This window comes from Acidovorax sp. Q11 (genome assembly GCF_054950075.1).
Genome location: NZ_JBUDZG010000022.1, coordinates 1 through 17,233 on the forward strand (window position 1 = coordinate 1; position 17,233 = coordinate 17,233).

At 60.2% G+C, this 17,233-nt stretch carries 12 protein-coding genes; 5 read left to right on the top strand and 7 right to left on the bottom strand.

Annotated elements, in window-relative coordinates:
- Positions 1–116: 116 nt before the first annotated feature.
- The 4 genes from ACYZGB_RS16385 to ACYZGB_RS16400 all read right to left on the bottom strand — a co-directional run bounded on the left by ACYZGB_RS16385 (position 117) and on the right by ACYZGB_RS16400 (position 5,983).
- The gene (locus tag ACYZGB_RS16385) at positions 117–1,220 is read right to left on the bottom strand and encodes a TniQ family protein (protein ID WP_462389797.1); all 1,104 of its coding nucleotides are present in this window, start codon (positions 1,218–1,220) and stop codon (positions 117–119) included.
- A gap of 2 nt (positions 1,221–1,222) precedes the next feature.
- Positions 1,223–2,593 carry an ATP-binding protein gene (locus tag ACYZGB_RS16390; protein WP_462389798.1) on the bottom strand — a complete coding sequence of 457 codons (1,371 nt, stop codon included), beginning with the start codon at positions 2,591–2,593 and terminating at the stop codon, positions 1,223–1,225.
- 101 nt (positions 2,594–2,694) lie between these two features.
- A complete protein-coding gene (locus ACYZGB_RS16395; RefSeq protein WP_462389799.1) occupies positions 2,695–4,965 on the bottom strand; it encodes a hypothetical protein in 2,271 nt (756 codons plus the stop codon).
- On the bottom strand, positions 4,958–5,983 hold the full coding sequence (locus tag ACYZGB_RS16400; protein ID WP_462389800.1) for a hypothetical protein: 1,026 nt from the start codon (positions 5,981–5,983) through the stop codon (positions 4,958–4,960). The genes ACYZGB_RS16395 and ACYZGB_RS16400 overlap by 8 nt, the downstream gene beginning before the upstream one ends.
- A gap of 872 nt (positions 5,984–6,855) precedes the next feature.
- Between ACYZGB_RS16400 and ACYZGB_RS16405 the strand changes: the two genes are divergently transcribed.
- Positions 6,856–7,731 carry a hypothetical protein gene (locus ACYZGB_RS16405; RefSeq protein ID WP_462389801.1) on the top strand — a complete coding sequence of 292 codons (876 nt, stop codon included), beginning with the start codon at positions 6,856–6,858 and terminating at the stop codon, positions 7,729–7,731.
- A 40-nt stretch (positions 7,732–7,771) separates the two neighbouring features.
- Here the strand turns inward: ACYZGB_RS16405 and ACYZGB_RS16410 are convergent, their stop codons facing one another.
- Together ACYZGB_RS16410 and ACYZGB_RS16415 are read right to left on the bottom strand one after the other, a co-directional pair.
- Complete coding sequence (locus ACYZGB_RS16410; RefSeq protein ID WP_462389803.1) at positions 7,772–8,692, bottom strand: TniQ family protein; 921 nt, start codon at positions 8,690–8,692, stop codon at positions 7,772–7,774.
- Between the two features lie 153 nt (positions 8,693–8,845).
- On the bottom strand, positions 8,846–10,147 hold the full coding sequence (locus ACYZGB_RS16415; RefSeq protein WP_462389805.1) for an ABC transporter substrate-binding protein: 1,302 nt from the start codon (positions 10,145–10,147) through the stop codon (positions 8,846–8,848).
- A gap of 164 nt (positions 10,148–10,311) precedes the next feature.
- Between ACYZGB_RS16415 and ACYZGB_RS16420 the strand changes: the two genes are divergently transcribed.
- The gene (locus ACYZGB_RS16420) at positions 10,312–11,046 is read left to right on the top strand and encodes a Crp/Fnr family transcriptional regulator (RefSeq protein WP_462389806.1); all 735 of its coding nucleotides are present in this window, start codon (positions 10,312–10,314) and stop codon (positions 11,044–11,046) included.
- A gap of 27 nt (positions 11,047–11,073) precedes the next feature.
- On the opposite strand, the gene ACYZGB_RS16425 is transcribed toward ACYZGB_RS16420, so the two are convergent.
- On the bottom strand, positions 11,074–12,804 hold the full coding sequence (locus tag ACYZGB_RS16425; protein ID WP_462389808.1) for a methyl-accepting chemotaxis protein: 1,731 nt from the start codon (positions 12,802–12,804) through the stop codon (positions 11,074–11,076).
- A 418-nt stretch (positions 12,805–13,222) separates the two neighbouring features.
- Between ACYZGB_RS16425 and ACYZGB_RS16430 the strand changes: the two genes are divergently transcribed.
- From ACYZGB_RS16430 to ACYZGB_RS16440, 3 genes are read left to right on the top strand one after another with little or no spacing between them, the layout of a single operon-like run.
- Positions 13,223–14,119 (top strand): DUF4394 domain-containing protein, encoded by an 897-nt coding sequence (locus ACYZGB_RS16430; RefSeq protein WP_462389810.1) that lies wholly within the window; start codon positions 13,223–13,225, stop codon positions 14,117–14,119.
- Positions 14,116–14,784 carry a methylamine utilization protein gene (locus tag ACYZGB_RS16435; protein ID WP_462389812.1) on the top strand — a complete coding sequence of 223 codons (669 nt, stop codon included), beginning with the start codon at positions 14,116–14,118 and terminating at the stop codon, positions 14,782–14,784. The genes ACYZGB_RS16430 and ACYZGB_RS16435 overlap by 4 nt, the downstream gene beginning before the upstream one ends.
- Entirely contained in the window at positions 14,781–17,144 is a 2,364-nt protein-coding gene (locus tag ACYZGB_RS16440; RefSeq protein WP_462389814.1) for a putative bifunctional diguanylate cyclase/phosphodiesterase, read from the top strand. Before ACYZGB_RS16435 ends, ACYZGB_RS16440 begins: the two co-directional genes overlap by 4 nt.
- The last annotated feature ends 89 nt before the right edge of the window (positions 17,145–17,233 follow it).

Below are 17,233 nucleotides of genomic sequence, written 5' to 3' on the forward strand. Positions count from 1 at the left end.
CGGCCTCCGAAGTGCAATAAAACGCCCAATTGGGCCCGCTAATCCCGGAATGTGAAAAAAGCGAGCCAGCCTGCGGCTGTGGGGCAGGACGGGCTTGGAATCTGGGGAGTATTTCTTCAGCCTGCTAAGGCTGCAAGCTTTTTCCGAAGAGAGACAACGCTAACTCCAAGACTGTGCGCGGCAGTCTCAAGCGTATCCGAATGCTCGATTAATTGTTGGATATCTACCGGTACAGAAGAGCCACATGCTTCCCACAAACAACCTTGTCCGTTGGGTTCCCACCAAGGGGTGGTGTGTGGCTGAAGGAAGCGTTGAGCAAGAGCTGCACCCTCCTGTTCGGAAAACAAGCTGCACCAGAGGAGCATCCATTTGATTGGGTGATTTTCCCTGCGATTGCGCAGAAGGCCGTAGATCCAGTTACCGGATGCCAGCGCGTTGCGTGAATCTCCCTGAATCTTGAGCCAACTTGCAAGAGGAGTTCCGACGAACCATCTTGCTAGGAGCTCCCTGTCCAATGGGTGTGTCCATCTGGCAATGCCCCGCTCTCGCAGTCCTGTAAGAGTTGCTTGGCGTATGGCGTCAATGTCCAGTGCCCTGGCATGCCGGACGCACTCCACGAATTGAGCAAGTCGGTATATCGATTCTGCGCACAGATCTCCCGGCGCTTGCGGTTGTGCGGTGCTGCACCTGTCGGTTGGGATGGCCCATTTTGAAGACATCGCCTGCACGCCCCTCAGCATGCGATGGTGCTGAGTACACATCCAAGATCCGACTAGCTGATGTGGAAGTCTCCAGCGCGGTAAGCCCCAGGTGGCTAAGTCTTCACGCACGCAGTCGTCACAGAATCTCAGAGTGTTGGCCGCCCCCAGACTACTTGCAGGCATCCCGAAATGAACGCGCCAGTTGGCAATGCCGGAGCCAAGCACTTTGTCGTGCATCAGCTTGCGACGCTCCTTCGAAAGAAATGGGAAGTAGAGACTTAGCGGGCATCGAGTTCTGAGCAGTGTATGAACGTCGCCCAGACTGCCGTTTGTCAGCTCTACAAAACGGTGCAAATTTGATGGGGCGTCATGCTCTCTGCACGCGTGCTCTGCATCAAAAAGCAAAGCGCCAGTATCCCGGGCTGATCCATTCCCGAGCACCGCATGAAACCCGGCGGCCCAGGAGTAAAGCGTTTCATCGCCTCGCCACGAAGGTAGGTAAGCGAGGGCGGTGGCCATGGTCAGTCGACCGTATCGAGTTTGACCCCAGCCGCATTGACGATGCCTTGAAACATCTCGTTTTGAAACGCTTTGGCTGCAAGAGCTTGTTGCGTTCCTTTCTTTATGCCAGTCGGGTCTGCTTTCGTTACACGCCCTCTCTTCGAAATTGCAACGGCTTGGACAGCTTGCGAGGATGTGTCGGTGGGGGCTTCTGCCGCTAGAGGTGCCCATCGTTTTCGGTACTCTTCAGCAGGAATGTCCGTAAAGCTGACGAGCAGTCGCCAGTTTTTGCTAGCGAATCCCTCGATTCTCAAGTGAGCTGGCTGCATTTTTGCGCTGGTTCTATAGACGAGATCCACCATCGCAGCGGTAACTCGGGGTGCACCGCTGCGCAGTGCATGGGATTGGACTTCGCGCCTCAGTCGGCATAGAAGCCTCGGAATCCCGCCTGTACGCTTCCAGATGAAGCCAGCCAAAGTTGCGTCGAGCGGATCGTCTGAGAACGGGGTGTAGGGTTCGTCGGGTTCGTCAAGAAGCGTTGGGCTCCAAAGGTTTGGAATCCAGTCCTCAGTCCATTCAGGCGTGGCCGGATCCATGACAGGGTCCATGTGAAACCATCCAGCTTCTGAGAAGCGGTCTGCATCTTGAGAAAAGCCCTTGATCCTGACAAATGCAAGTGGATTTCCAACCAAGACAGTGGGGACGCCCCAATTGAGGATGCGCAGGAAGAAGGTAAGAAACTCACGACTGAAGGAGGTGGATGCCAAGTTCTTCTCTTGAGCCTCTTCGATCACCAAGAGTCCGCATCGATGCACTGCAAGCAGATGCAGGAACACCACAAGCTTCTTCTCGATAGTCCATCGCGTCGATGCATATTGCTCGGAGTAGTTGGTCCCGAGCACCTTGTCTAGCTCAAGAAAAGCCCCAGTCAGCAGGCCTCCTCGCGTGCCATCGGAGGGCATGTAGATCTTCAGCCAGAAGAGCTGTTTAAGTTCCTGCCATCCCGCCTCCTCGTTGAGACCGTGCTCATGGAGCTGCGGCATCATGGAGAGAAACCGATCGATCAGCTGAGACTTGCCAGTGCCCGTGATACCGTCCAAGATCATCCCTGCGGCAAATGAGGGCTGCCAACCGATGTCGGCGATTTCTTGCCCCTTTTTCTGACCCAGCTCATTGATCAAAATTCGATTGGAAGCGCTTCGAGGATCCCGCGCGATGAGCCCTGAGAAAACCATCTCTTGGAGGGAGAAGACAACTGGTAATGTCGCTGACGTGGGTACGATGATTTTTTTGAATTCGTCCAAAAGCGCAAGTCGGTCCTGACGAGGCACCTCGGAGACATTTTCTTGAGTGACCGGTGCATACCTAAAGTCCATCGCAAGCTCAAGCATCGTCCGTCTGGGAGGCATTCCCTTCAGTAACGGGTTTGAATTTTGCAGGCTGAGGGTACGGAGAAGTGGATTTTTTGGCGGGAGACTCATATTTATGCTTTTCAGGTGCCACGCAGTGCGCGCATTACGTCTTCGATCTCTGGAACTACAGCACCGCTTTGGGTAGTTTGAGAATCGTGGCGCGCTATCAGCTCATCCGTCAGCGGGTTTTCTTTTTTCTTAGGCAAGCGTGGAACCCCCGAAAGCGCCGATCGCTCCTCCGCAGTGTTGATCCGAATGTTCCTTTTCATCTCCGATTTGGTAGGCGCTCTTCCACGTAGTCGAATTTCCTTTTTCCGCTCTGAATCTGCATGTTTCGTTCTCAGGGAGATACTTTTCACGCGGCTAACTCCCTCTTGCACTTCGTCGACCCTTGATAGAAATCCAACATATCTGTCACTGGAGCAAATAGATAGCCAATCGAGCAATGAAAGTTGCGTCATTTCCGGGTCACTTGTCTTAAGCTGCATTCGTTGCAATCCATTCAAATTGCACCACACCTGAGAAATGTCGCTGGGATCCATGTGAGCATCGAGAGCCCAGCGGTGCGCATGTGCTTTGGATAGAAGTGCCGACTGTTTGAGCCATTCGCTCGTGTAAACGAGTTTTTTTATGACACGTTTGCCTGAGTAAAGGGGGTCGTAAAGATGCAGTCCCTCTGCGCTCAAGAATGCTTTTAAGCGCGGCAGACATTTGATGCGCAACGTGGGCAGATCTATGGCAGTTGATGTCACATAGCCTGATGCGCGCATCCATTCAACTACGCCGCGTCGTGTTGGTTCGATTCCATCACGTCGCATTTCTAGCGTAGGTATGTCAATTACCTCTGTATTGTTGTGATACAGCACTCGTTGGATGACAGATGGCATGTACTCAAACAAGTTTTGCCGAGCAAGAAGTGCTCTTGCGGGTTCGCCACGGCGAGCTCGGCGACCCATCGTGGCCCCAGGCATCAGATGGTCCACGCTCTTTTGCATTCGCCTGTGCCCAGACTCGACGGGCGCTTTGTTGATTGAGTCGTAGGCGGAGCCGAAAGCCGCCCCTATCTCCATTTCGTCGAGCGTCGTCATGACTAGCGACCCTTTGCCCTCACCGTTGTCCATGATGAGAGTTCGAAAACTCGTGGCAAGCCAGTCGCGCGGCTTGATCTTTATGCCGTACTTGTCGCAGTACTCAACCTTGTCTTCCGCTGCATGCAGGACCGCCAGCAACGCTGTCATGCCGCTTACATTTTCGAAGCCTACATGGTGGCCAAAGATGTAATCTACATTTGCGCCCATTACATCTGTGCGCCATGGCGAGCCCAAAACCTTCAGTCTTGAAGCGCAAGAAACGAGGGTCTGATCGCTGCTGGTGCTATCCAGAAAGCCCTCGCCGTTGATAGTGAAATGACGGTCTTTGATTCGCCCTTGACGACGCTCATATGCGCGCCGCGCTGGCGTTTCGCCTCTTTCAATTTGTTGAGCAGAGAGTGCGTCTGCATCTTTTGTCCCCCAGTACTCAAACTGCTGTTGTGAGTATTGGAATGCTTCTGGCCTAAGCTTCACTGTCGCTGTTGTGCCGTTCCAGCGGATTGATTTGCAGAACCACTCCGATAGAGTTTTATCAAATGCGGTTTTGACAGAAATTCCAGGCTTCTTGAACTTTTTCCAGCCCAGAGCAAAGATCTTGCGAACATTCTCATCACAATTCAGTCCGACGAGATTTGGTGCTTCCAGGTCGGAAAACTCTCGTGGTCGTCCTGTTTTTCTTTCTCCTATTTTTTTCTTTCCAGGGGCCCCAGATTCAGAGTACCAAGGCAGAAGTCCGTTAACCTCTCCCAGTGCCAGCAGGTATGCGTTCAGCGTGCTTTGGATACGTGACGTGGCTTTGCGATTCAACGATGTAGCCCGTTTTGCAGGCCATCCTTTGAGTTCCGGGTCCATTACGATCTGATCGACCGTACGACCTTCGACAAATGGCCTGATGAGCTCGTATGCCGCATCACGATGCTTCAACCAAGAGCTCAAATTGCGTCGTGAGTTGCGATCCAGTCCGGCGGTCGAGTTTTCTTGTAGTTGTTTGTTAGTAAGGAGCCAGTGGCTTGGTGTGTCGAACCTGCACACGGAGTACTCTCGCCGCTCCAGCTGTTTCAGAAAGGATGACAGTCTGAGAAAGATCGGGGCTTTAACGTAGTTCCGCTTGTGTCCCCTGTCATTGCGCTCGGGTACGCGAATGACGACGACCAAATCATCGTTCTTGTCGACATGGACGACGCGCCCATACAGCACAGGAGTGTTCGTTGCGGTGTGAGTGCGTATCGCACTGCCGTGGGTAATCTCGAACTCACTCACCTGACACTCCGAAGTAGCGCTTCGCTAGCGAGGAGGCAGTTCCTGTAGCACCTCGCTGGATCTGCGATTTCATGAGGAGGGGAGCAGACAGATCGATGTCAATTTTTCGGAGCCAAGCGCCAAGGCGGAAGAACAGGAAGGCATCCTCTTCGCTGAGCTTCGTGCGTCTGCCGGCAGCCAATGTGGATTCGAGAATTGATCGCTCTGTTGAATAGCCCTCAAAGTTGCCCACGAAGTCGGAGAGTCGCTGGGTCGTCCTGTGAGTATCTAGTTCGCTCATCAGGGGCCTGATTGCCCGCAGTTGTTTTACCAATAATTGATTCATGGCTGTGCCGTCCTCATGAACGTGGTGCGCTCCTGCGGCCTGGCAGTACAGCCGATCCAATTCGATACGCTCAGCTGCCCTCTCGCTAGCGTCCGCAATGGATTTCGGCTTGCAACTTATTCCCACGAGCCCCCAGTTTGGGCCGCGTGCGATACGAAAGACCAAGTCCACCGATCCGACGTAGGGAACTGTGGTGCCGACGAAGCACCCATGATCGATCCCTGCTTGCCGTGCAAGATCGATGAGGCCTGGGACTAAGTCACGCCGGGCGTCGACATATTCATCTAGGCCTGAGTCTGGGTGTGGATGCTCAATTGGCCACGCTGGCAAGCACTCCCGCAACTCAACTGGACCAAGGTACGCGACCTGCAGAGCTGTCTCAAATTCCAGACGGCTGAGAAAATGGTGATTTCGCCTGTTTATGCCGACGCTGTCGAAAATTTGATGGCTGGTCGGCGATGAGAAGTTCCTTCGTATTCGAATCCAGGGCCGGTAGCTGTCGCCACGTCCTTGGCCGCACCCTTCGCGAAGTGCACGATGCACCTGGCTAAGTTTCCGCATGGTGTGGGGCGTGAGAGCGCTTTGTTCTTGCGAGAGTTTTTCCTCTTCAAGCAGATAGAGATAAGGGGCGCAATAACCTGCGTCTGCCAAATGTGTGCGCGTAAGTTCCGTTTTTACTGACTGTGCGGACATGACTGTGCCTCGGGCCTGATGCCAGATTTTTTAAAGTCGACGCAGCCCCTCAACCACTCAGGATCGGAGGAAGAACTGCAGGGGGCATTGGGGATGTGGCACAAAGCCAGCACTCCGACGAGGACTCGTTCGTCTGAGCGTGGTAACGGACAAGAATGGACCGTGCTCGGTCAACATTCATCCGTAGGCTGAGAGTGCGCGATCGCGCGCCTTGACGCCAGGGGGAGCTGGAGGGAGAATTAACTTGCTTAAGGTTTTGGAATTTCCAAGACTCTTCCCCGGCGAGCCCTTGTGCTCGCCGTTCTTTTTTCTAAGTCATGTGGTGCCCCTCTCGCGCATGGAGGCGCACAGAGACCTGACTTGGGACGCTCCCTGCTCGGTCATCTTTAGGTAGTCGAGGAGACCCGCTTTCTGGTCTGCGTCAAGTTGACGAGCAGTTCTCAATGTTTGGCTGAGCAGCAAGATGTCGTCGTCGGAATTCGTCGACCGATGGGCCAACCGTATGTATCGGTCGTGCGCAGAAGACCATTCCAATTCATCCTGAAGATCTGGAGAAAGGTGCCAGGCGGCAGACAGCTCTTCTATCTGTGTCCTGGCGAACGGAGGACGCCGACCCTTTTCCACAGCGCAAAACTGCCCTTGATCCAACCCAAGGGAGAGGGCCGCAGCTTTCTGAGCCAGCCCGCGTGATAGGCGGGCTTTGTGAAGAGCGGCGGGGAACCTAAGAATGTTCTGGACCTTCATCTGCCAAAGACTTGATGACTAGTAGTCAACGATCAATTGGCGTGATGGTATCTATGAGTATTTGCCTCGTCTACGGGATACGATTTGACCTCTACATTACTCTATTTTTTCTTGTGCGAAGTCGCTAAGTGATTGATTTGAATAGGCTTTCCATCCGTGAGTTTTACTTTCACAGCCGCCGTGAAAGTATCGAAAACGCATCGCCACGGCAAGTGATTGATGCGCTTAGGACGGTGTATTGGTACTGCGGTGTTCGCAACGCGACCGGCGCAACGACACCCTATAGCCTCGGGAAAAAGCTAGATCCCAATTCATACAAACGGCGTGATGACGGTAGCACGCTCTTCCACCACAACAAGTGGGCCGGGTACGCACGTGGAGCACATGTGCCGGGCTCGGAGCTTAGGGGGCGTGTGGATAGCCTGCACGCTGGATCTGCGGCAGAGATTCAGCACCCTCTGTGGAGGCTTCTAGCCAAGCCGGGGCAGCCAGAGAAGAACATCCGGACCTATCGACAACAGCTGCACCCCAAGACCCAGTTAATACTGCAGGGACGCGGGGCTGAGGTTGATAAACACATCCGGAGTACCGGACGTGCCTTAAAAAAGTTGGATTTTTTGGAGGCGCTCGCAGGCATCTCTCTCGCGTTGGAGCGCGCAGTTGCTTTCCAGGCTATGGGTGCCGCTGAAGCGTGGCGAAGTGAATTGATGGATGCGCTCTTAGTACATAGTTACCACTTGAAGCAGAGAGGCATTGCTCAACCTATATTTGACTTTGTAGATCAGATCTATTCACCCAGAAGTTCCAGTAGTCGTTTGAGGGCAACGTTCCAAGTGGGGACATTTGTTGATGCTGCAGAATATCTTGAGCACGCGCTCTGGAATATCGAAGGAGTGTCAATGGCGTCTGCGGATGAAAAGAGCCGTCGACGTTTGGCGCAAGATGTTATCCGCGGGCGATATGGGTGGGATATGTTTTTCCGGCTTAGGACCATTTTTCAATGAGCCGCAGCGGGTGTTCACAAAATCTACTTTGGATTCGTGGTTAAGGCCGCAATTCGGCGAATTCATTTCCAAAATGATTCCACGCGAAGGACTGGATTGCGATTGTAAGAATCGGATCTGCTTGTCTATTAGTAAGTAAGGCTGTTGAGGATGAGCTTTCTGCTTCAGTGCTTTCCAACGATTTTAGAAGTGTAGGAAAACTATGCTCCTTCCAAGATGAGACCCAGGCTGATATTAGATTGCGCTTGTGTTCGAGAGTTTTGCTTCGAAGATGGCTACGTACTACTTCTCTTGTATGTGGAGTTAATTCCCATGCCTCTCCTTGCAAGGCACGATTTGCGAGCTCAGAATATGCTTGATAGCCAGGGCTTAAGATGTTTCTTGTTCTAATAATGCCAATATCGATAGCGCCGCACGACCAGCATGGATCACTTGGGAGCTGAAATGGCCCCATCAGATTTTTAAACTTCGCATTGCATCCAAAGCTCTCGCATGTATCGCAAAGTAGATTGCCATGATAAATGCAGTGTTTTATACCTGGAATTTGATGAGGGATGCGCCAATGAGCTAGGCCGTAATTTTTTAGATCTTCTTGAATGCATTTCGGACAGCAGCGTGATGCCCGCGATGGTAGAAATGTAGCTAGGAAGTTCGGAAAAATTCCCTTGTGGGCATATCGTCTGCCTTCAATCAGTGCGGATTTCCATTGCTTTGCAGCGTTGGCATCTAGCAGGCAGGCCATCAAAGGAAACATCGTGTGTTTTTCAAGCAGGTCCTCGGGAGTCACCGCACCATCAAGCACATTTTCTGAGAATGATTTTGTCGCTTCGCCAAAATCGCTACTAATTCGCCCCTTCGTGGGGAACGGGGCGTATCGGAGCGGAGATGAGAACTTGCCGGCGTATACAAATGCCTGGAGTATTGATGCTAGTGTTGCATCTGAAGGGAATAGTGGAGTCATTTGCCGCCTAGAACACGATCAAGATGGTCGGTGACCAGCCATCGTAAAGCAGATATAGGCTCATGAACAGGTAAGGAGTCGGCTGCTCAACTACTTCCTGTGGCGTCTTTCATCAACTTCGAAGATATGATGCAATGGGCCCCCCGGAAGATTTTAAAAATCAACGGGTTTTAAAAATATGTTCCCCATGTCGACGCGAAAATTCTGACCAGATTTATTTTTTTTAAAAATCTGCGTGCTCAAATTTCTGTAGATTTCTTGTCCTCTACCTGTGACAGAATTTCTAAAATATGTTCTGCGTTCCCAGGCGTTGCGCTCGGGCGCGCTGGCGCTGATCTCGAAACCGCCCAGGTCCCATTTCTTGAGGTTCCAGGTCGCGTCGATGAAGGCCGCGCGCGTGGGGTTGCGGCCGGCGCGCTGCAGGGCTTCGGCAAACACGCGGGCGTTGATGTAGCCCTCCAGCGCCAGGTGCGAGGGCTCGGCCGTGGCGCCCGAGGCCTTCCAGGCGGCCTGGAACTCGCGCACCACCGGCATCACCACGTTGGAGGGCAGGGGCACCACCTGCGAGATCGCCATGCCCGTGGCGTCGGCGCCCAGTGCCTTGACGGTGGCGGGCGTGCCCATCACCGACAGCGCATACAGCGTTACGCCGCGTTTGAGCGCCCGGAACGCTTTCACAAACTCCAGCGTGGGTTTGCCCGCCAGGCCAATCACGATGGCCTCCAGGTTGCCGCCCGCCAGCTTGGCGGCGGCGCTGCCCGCGTCCGAGGCATTGCTCTCCACCGTCACGGTCAGGGCCTCGGGCAGCTTGAGCCGGTCCATGGACTGCTTGGCCGCGCTGAACACCTCTTTGCCGAACGCATTGTTCTGGTAGACGATGCCGATGCGCTGGATGCCGATGGTGGACAGGTGCTGCACCAGCTTTTCGGCCTCGTCGGCATAGCTGGCGCGGATGTTGAACACGCTGCGCGCCTTGGTGCGGCTGAGCTGCGCGCCGGTGAAGGGCGCAAAAAACGGGATGCCGCTCTCGACCACCTTGGGCAGCATGGCGTCGATCATGGGCGTGCCCATGCAATTGAACAGCGCGAAGGTGGCCGGGTCGGCCAGGAACTGCTCCACGTTGGCCAGCGCCTTGGGCACGTCGTAGGTGTCGTCCAGCGTGGTCAGTTCAATCGCCTTGCCATGCACGCCGCCGCGCGCATTGAGGGCCGCAAACGCCGCCTTGGCGCCCTGGTGCATGGCCGAGCCCAGGTCGCCCAGCGGGCCGGTGAGGGCGGCGGACTGCGCAATCTTGATCGCGCCCTCTTGCGCACGGGCGCGGCCGGGCAGGCCCGCCATACCCACCCAGGGCAGGGCGGCCACGGCGGCCAGGGCCTGGCGCCGTCCCAGGCCACGGCGTTGTGCGGCATGGGCGGGCGCTGCGGTGTCCGGCGCGGTGGATCGGTGTTGGTTCATGGTGTTGTCTCCTCGGTAGCCCCGGCCTCGCAAAGACCTTGCACTGGTTCCAGGACCGGGGGAGGCGCCATCATCCGGTGGAGATTGGCATTTTTTTGTCTTTCTGACGACAATTCGGATCAGGATTTCCCGTATCCACCGACCCCATCGACCGGACCGCGCCCATGGACTCCCGCATCAACCAGGACCTGTCGCTGCACCAGCGGCGGCGCCCCCCCACCGCCGACGAACTGCGCGGCATCCCGTGGCTGGACCAGCTTCAGCCCGCCGAGCGCGAACGCGCGGTGGCCTCGCTGCTGGTGGGCGATGCCCAGCCGGGCGACTACGTGTGCCGGGTCGGCCGCCCGGTGACCTACTGGTTTGGGGTGGTCGAGGGCCTGCTCAAGATGAGCAGCGACGACGCACAGGGCCAGACCATGACCTATGCAGGTCTGCCGCCGGGTGGCTGGTTTGGCGAAGGCACCACCATCAAGCGCGAGCCCTACCGCTACAACATCCAGGCGCTGCGCAAAAGCATCGTGGCGGGCCTGCCCATCGACACCTTCCACTGGCTGCTGGACCACTCCATCGGCTTCAACCGTTTTGTGATGAACCAGCTCAATGAGCGCCTGGGCCAGTTCATCGCCGCACGCGAGATCGACCGGCTGAACAACCCCGACGTGCGCGTGGCGCGCAGCCTGGCGTCGCTGTTCAACCCCGTGCTGTACCCGGGCGTGGGCGAGGTGCTGCGCATCACGCAGCAGGAGCTGGCCTACCTGGTGGGGCTGTCGCGCCAGCGTGTGAACGAGGCATTGGCCGCGCTGGAAGCGCAGGGCGCGATCCGCATCGAATACGGCGGCCTGCGGGTGCTGGACCTGGCGGCGCTGCGGTCGAGCATCTTCCAGTTCAAGGGGAGCTAAGAGCCTGCTTTAAGCCGCCCCCGGCGCTCAGCGCGGCAGCGACGGCAGCTTGCCGCGCGGCTTCAGCGCCGGTGCGCGCGGGCTGGCGCTGCGCAGTGCGGGTGCCGGCACAGGGGCCGGGGCGGCCAGCGGGGCGGCTGTGACGTTGCCCGTGCCCCAGCTGTCCTCGCCACCGCCATCGTTGCGCGACAGGCGGAAGGTGCCCACCATCTGCGTGAGGCGCCCGGCCTGGTCCTTGAGGCTGTCGGCCGCAGCCGCGCCTTCTTCCACCAGGGCGGCGTTCTGCTGCGTCATTTCTTCCAGTGCGCCCACCGACTGGCTCACATGGCCAATGCGCTGGCTTTGCTCCTGCGTGGCGGCGGTGATCTCGCCCATGATGTCGGACACGCGGCGCACCGACAGCACCAGTTCCTCGATGGTCTTGCCCGCGTGGTTCACCAGGGTGCTGCCTTCCTGCACCTGATCGACGCTGGTGCCGATCAGCGCCTTGATCTCGCGCGCAGCGTTGGCCGAGCGGCCGGCCAGGTTGCGCACCTCGCCCGCCACCACCGCAAAGCCCCGGCCCTGCTCGCCCGCGCGGGCGGCTTCCACGGCGGCGTTCAGCGCGAGGATGTTGGTCTGGAAGGCGATGCCGTCGATCACGCTGATGATGTCGGCGATCTTGCGCGAGCTGGCACTGATGGTATCCATGGTGCGCACCACCTGGCCCACCACCTCGCCGCCGCGTGTGGCGGCATCGGATGCGGTGGACGCGAGCTGGTTGGCCTGGCGGGCCGAGTCGGCGCTTTGCGACACGGTGCCGGTCAGCTCTACCAGCGAGCTAGCGGCGCTTTGCAGGTTGTGCGAGGTCTGTTCGGTGCGCTGGCTCAGGTCCAGGTTGCCCGAGGCCACCTCGGAGCTGGCCACCAGGATGGAGTCGGCCGTCTGGCCGATCTCGCCCACCAGGGTGCGCAGGCGCTCCTGCATCGCGGCAATGGCTTCGAGCAGGCGCCCGGTTTCGTCCTGAATGCGCACCTCGACCTGCGAAGTGAGGTCGCCACGCGCAATGCGCTCGGCCACCACCACGGCACGGCCGATGGGCGCGGTGATGCTGGTGGTGATGCGCCACGCAATCAGCGCGCCCAGGCCAATGGCCAGCGCCACCAGCAGGCCGCCCACCAGGCGGGCGTTGCCCTGGGTCTGCTCGCTGGAGGCCGTGGCTTCGGCGTTCAGGCTGTTCTGCAGGTCGATGAGTTCGCCCAGCTTGGTGCGCCATGCGGTTTCGCTGGGCGCCACGCGGGTCATCAGTGCCAGCGTCGCGCTCACGGTGTCGCCGTCGTCGGCGGCCTTGATGGCATTGTCCAGTTCGGGCCGTGTCTTGCGGCCCAGCTCCTGCACATCGGCCAGCAGCTTGATCTCGGCCGGGGTGGCGCTGTCGGGCGTGAGCAGCGCGGCCAGGGCGGTCTCCTGGGCGGTGTAGTCCTTGAGGGTCTTGCCCACGGTTTCGATCTGCGCGCGCGCCTGTTTGGGGTCGATGTCGTTGAGCATCGCGGCCGAGCGGCTCTGGATGCCGATGGCGCTCACGCTCTCCAGCATGCCGTTGACCAGCTTGGCCTTGTTGGCTCCGGTGCCGGTGATCTGGCGCATCTGGTTGTTGACCTGGCTCACCGACAACTGGCCCAGGGCCGCCACCGCGATGATGAGCACCAGCATGCAACCAAAGCCCAGGCTGAGCCGGCTGGAGATCGACAAGGATTTGAGAGAAGCGGCGGCGGGCATGGAAGTCCTTGTGTCTCGGTGGGCGTCAGGGGATCGGGGGATTCAGGTCGGCACGAACCAACCGGTGCCCATGGGCCGAAGCAATATCGATGCCCACAGGGGCAGGCCGGGCCCTTGCACGTTCGACGCAGTGTAGGCAGAAATCTCGAAATGTGTCATGAGCGTTACGGATGGGGGCATGCCCGAATTGCATGGCTGGGTTTGTTACAAATGAGTGGACTCGTTGTGGCGACTCGGCAGCACCAAAGTGCAACAGGCAGTGGGCGAAGAACCTGCATAAAAATTGCCGTTACCGCGCGATGAATATGCCTTTGTTGCTATTATTTTTGATGTCAATCCAAACCCCTTCGGGTTTGCCCCGGGGGGCGACGGCCGGAGGGCGATCAGGTATAAACCTGTAACAGTTGCGAGGTCTTTGATGCATCCCACTTTTTGTTCTTCGGCGCTGCGCGCCGTTCCGGCGGCCGTGGCGGTGGCGCTGCTCGCGGGGTGTGCGGCCACGCCCGCGCCCGACACTGGCCTGCGCGAAGCGGTGGTGGCGGTGACCAGCGCCCACGAACTCATCACCTTCCATGCGGGCCAGCCCGGCCGCATCCTGGAGCGGCGCCCGGTCACCGGCCTGCCCGCAGGCGACCGGCTGGTGGGCATCGACTTCCGCGTGGCCAAGGGCGTGCTCTATGCGCTGTCGCAGTCCGGGCGCCTGTACACGCTCGACATCCCCACGGGGACGCTGCGCCCGGTGGGGGCCGCGCCCGCAGTGCTGCCTCTCGTCGGCAGCGTGTTCGGCTTTGACTTCAACCCGGCGGCCGACCGCATCCGCGTGGTGTCCAACACCGGCCAGAACCTGCGCCTGCACCCCGACACCGGGGCCGCCGTGGACGGCGACCCGGCCGTGGAGGGTGTGCAGCCCGACCCCTCCCTGCGCTATGCCTGGGCCGATGTGAACGCCCGCCGCAAGCCCGACATCGCGGGGGCTGCCTACACCTACAACCCCAACGACAGCAAGATCACCACCAACTACGCCATCGACCGTGCGGTGGGCGTGCTGGTCACCCAGGGCTCGCGCGAGGGCACCACGCCCGTGGTCTCGCCCAACACCGGGCAGCTGCGCACCGTGGGGTCGCTGGGCCTGGGGCCGCTGACCGATGTGGCGTTTGACATTGCCGACGTGGGCAACACCGCCCTGATTGCGGTGCGCACGGCGGCCGACAATCAGACCCGCCTGCACCAGGTGGACCTGGCCACCGGCGCCACCCGGCCCCTGGGCCTGGTGGGCGAGGGCACACCGCTGGTGGGCATGGCGATCGAGCCATGACCTCTGGCGGCGCCCACCCCCTGCGCCCCTGCCGCCGCTTTGGCAGCCTTGGCCGCACCGGTCGCGCGCTGCTGTGCGTGGGGGCGCTGGCGGGCGGGGCGCTGGCCGCGCTGGCGGGCACGGTGCAGGTGGATGTGGCCGATGCGGCGGGCAAGCCGCAGGCCGACGCCGTGGTGTTTCTGGACTCGGCCGACGCGCGCAAGCTGGCCCGGCCGCTGGCGGGCGTGGAGATGGCGCAGGAGAAGCGGCAGTTTGTGCCCGGCGTGCTGGTGGTGACCACCGGCACCGAGGTGCTGTTCCCCAACCGTGACACGGTGCGGCACCATGTGTATTCGTTCTCGCCCGCCAAGAAGTTCGAACTCAAGCTCTATACCGGCACGCCGACCAACCCCGTGCTGTTCGACAGGACCGGCGTGGTCGCGCTGGGCTGCAACATCCACGACCAGATGGTGGGCTGGATACTGGTGCTTGACACCCCCTACTACGCACGCAGTGCAGCCGCCACCGGCCGGGTGCTGCTCGACAACGTGCCCCCCGGCACCTACACGCTGCGCACCTGGCACACCCGGCTGCCCGTGGGCGCCCCCACTCAGGAGCAGGCGCTGACGGTGCCCGCCACTGGTACCGCCACGGCCTCGGTGCGCCTGACGGGGTTGCAGCCTTGACGCGGCTGCGCCTGGCCCGGCGCAGCCTGATCCTGCGGCTGGTGGGGTTGTCGCTGCTGTTGCTGCTTATCGTGCAGGCGGCTGGTTTTGCCGTGGTGCGCGCCTCCATCGACCGCAATGCGCGCGCCCAGATCGCGCGGGCGCTGGACCTGGACGAGAACATCTGGCGCCGCCTGCTGGAGCAGAACGCCGAGCGCTTGCGCCAGGGCTCGGCGCTGCTGGCGGCCGACTACGGCTTCCGCTCGGCGGTCAATTCCGGGGACGAGGACACCATCCAGTCGGTGCTGGAGAACCACGGCAGCCGCATCGGCGCGGCCGTGACGGCCCTGCTGGGCACCGACCTGGCCCTGCGCTCCGTCAGCCTGACCGATGGCATGGAACAGTTTCCCGCCACGTTGGAGCAGGTGGTGCCCCGCCTCGCGCAGCAGCCGCAGGGCAGCCAGATTGCGGTGATGGACGGCGTGCCTTACCAGTTTGTGATGGTGCCTATGCGGGCGCCAGTGGTCATTGGCTGGGTCCTGATGGGTTTTCGCATCGACCAGTCGCGTGCCGACGAGATGCGGCAGCTCCTGTCGGTGCATGTGGCCCTGATGGTCAAGGCCCCCGGTGGGGTGATGACCCTGCCGGTCAGCACCTTGCCTGCGGATGCGCAGGCCTTGCTGATGGGCAGCGGCGGCGCGGCGGGCGAGCTACAGACTGCCGAGGGCACCTTGCTGGCGCGCTCCAGACCGATCGACAGTGTGGGCGGCGAGGTGCGCTCGCTGCTGCTGCGATCGGTGGACGAGGTGGCGGCCCCCTACCGCCAGCTGCAGGTGCTGCTGGCCATCATCACCGTGGCGGGTGTGCTGCTGTTTGCTGTGGGCACCGGGCTGGTGGCACAGCGGCTGACCACGCCCCTGCGTTCGCTGCTGGTCGCTACGCAGCGCCTGTCACGCGGCGAATACGACACGCCGCTGGAGCACACCGACCGAACGGACGAAATCGGCAACCTGGCGCGCTCGTTCGACCACATGCGCGTGGACATCGCCGCGCAGCAAACCGAAATCCGCCGTCTGGCCTATTGGGACCGCCTGACCGGCCTGCCCAACCGGGAGCGCTTTCGCGAGGCCGTGGTGCGGGCCCTGGCCGGCCATCCCGAACACCCGGGTCGAACGGCCCCCGCTGCTGTGCCCCAGCCGGTGGCGGTGCTCACCCTCGACCTGGACCGCTTCAAGCACGTGAACGACGTGCTGGGCTATGCCTTTGGCGACCGCCTGCTGCAGGCCGTGGCCGGTCGCCTGAGCCTGCAGGTGCGTTCACCCGAGGACATAGTGGCGCGCCTGGGCGGCAACGAGTTCGCCATCCTGCTGCTGAATGCAGACGCCGCCGCCGCGCACGACATCGCCCAGCGCATCAACCAGTCGTTCGAGGAGCCGCTGGCGTTCGAGGACCAGACGGTGGACCTGAGCGCGGGCATCGGTTTTGCCTGCTGGCCGGGCGATGCGGACGATGCCGACACCCTGCTCAGCCGCTCGGAGATCGCCATGTATGCGGCCAAACGCAAGCTCAGCGGGGCGCTGCAGTATGACGCCGCGTTCGACTCGGCCAGCGCGCAGACCCTGTCGCTGCTGACCGAGCTGCGCCACGCGGTGGAGCACCACGAGCTGCGCCTGTACCTGCAGCCCAAGGTGCCGCTGCATGGGCAGGCAGGCCTGGCGGCCGAGGCGCTGGTGCGCTGGCAGCACCCGCAGCGCGGGCTGGTGCCGCCCATGCAGTTCATCCCGTTTGCCGAGCAGACTGGCTTTGTGCGCCAGCTCACGCTGTGGATTTTTGAGGAGGTGGCGAAGCTGCTGGCCGACCCGCGCACCAGGGGGCTGCCGCTCAGGGTGTCGGTCAACCTCTCGACCCGCGACCTGCTCGACCCGGACTTGAGCAACCGGCTGGCCGACATCCTGGCGCGCCATGGGGTGGCCGCCAGCGCCTTCTGCCTGGAGATCACCGAAAGCGCGATCATGGACGACCCGCAGCGTGCCGAGGCCATGCTCAACCGGCTGTCCGAACAGGGCTTCAAGCTGTCGATTGACGATTTTGGCACCGGCTACTCGTCGCTGGCCTACCTCAAGCGCCTGCCGGTGGATGAGCTCAAGATCGACAAGTCCTTCGTGATGGGCATGGAAACGGGCGAGGACGACGCGATGATCGTGCGCTCTACCATCGACCTGGCGCACAACCTGGGGCTCACGGTGGTGGCCGAGGGGGTGGAGACAGCTGCCATCCTGGAGCGCCTGCGCACCCTGGCCTGCGATGAAGCCCAGGGCTACCACATCACCCGGCCCCTGCCGGTCGAGGATTTCCTGGCCTGGCAGGCGCGACAGGGGTAGGCTGCACCGGTTTTTCGGTCGCCGGGGGCTTCAGATCAGGGGCGGCTGAAATTCATTTGGGCGCCGACCGGCCCGCAGGCGAAAATACG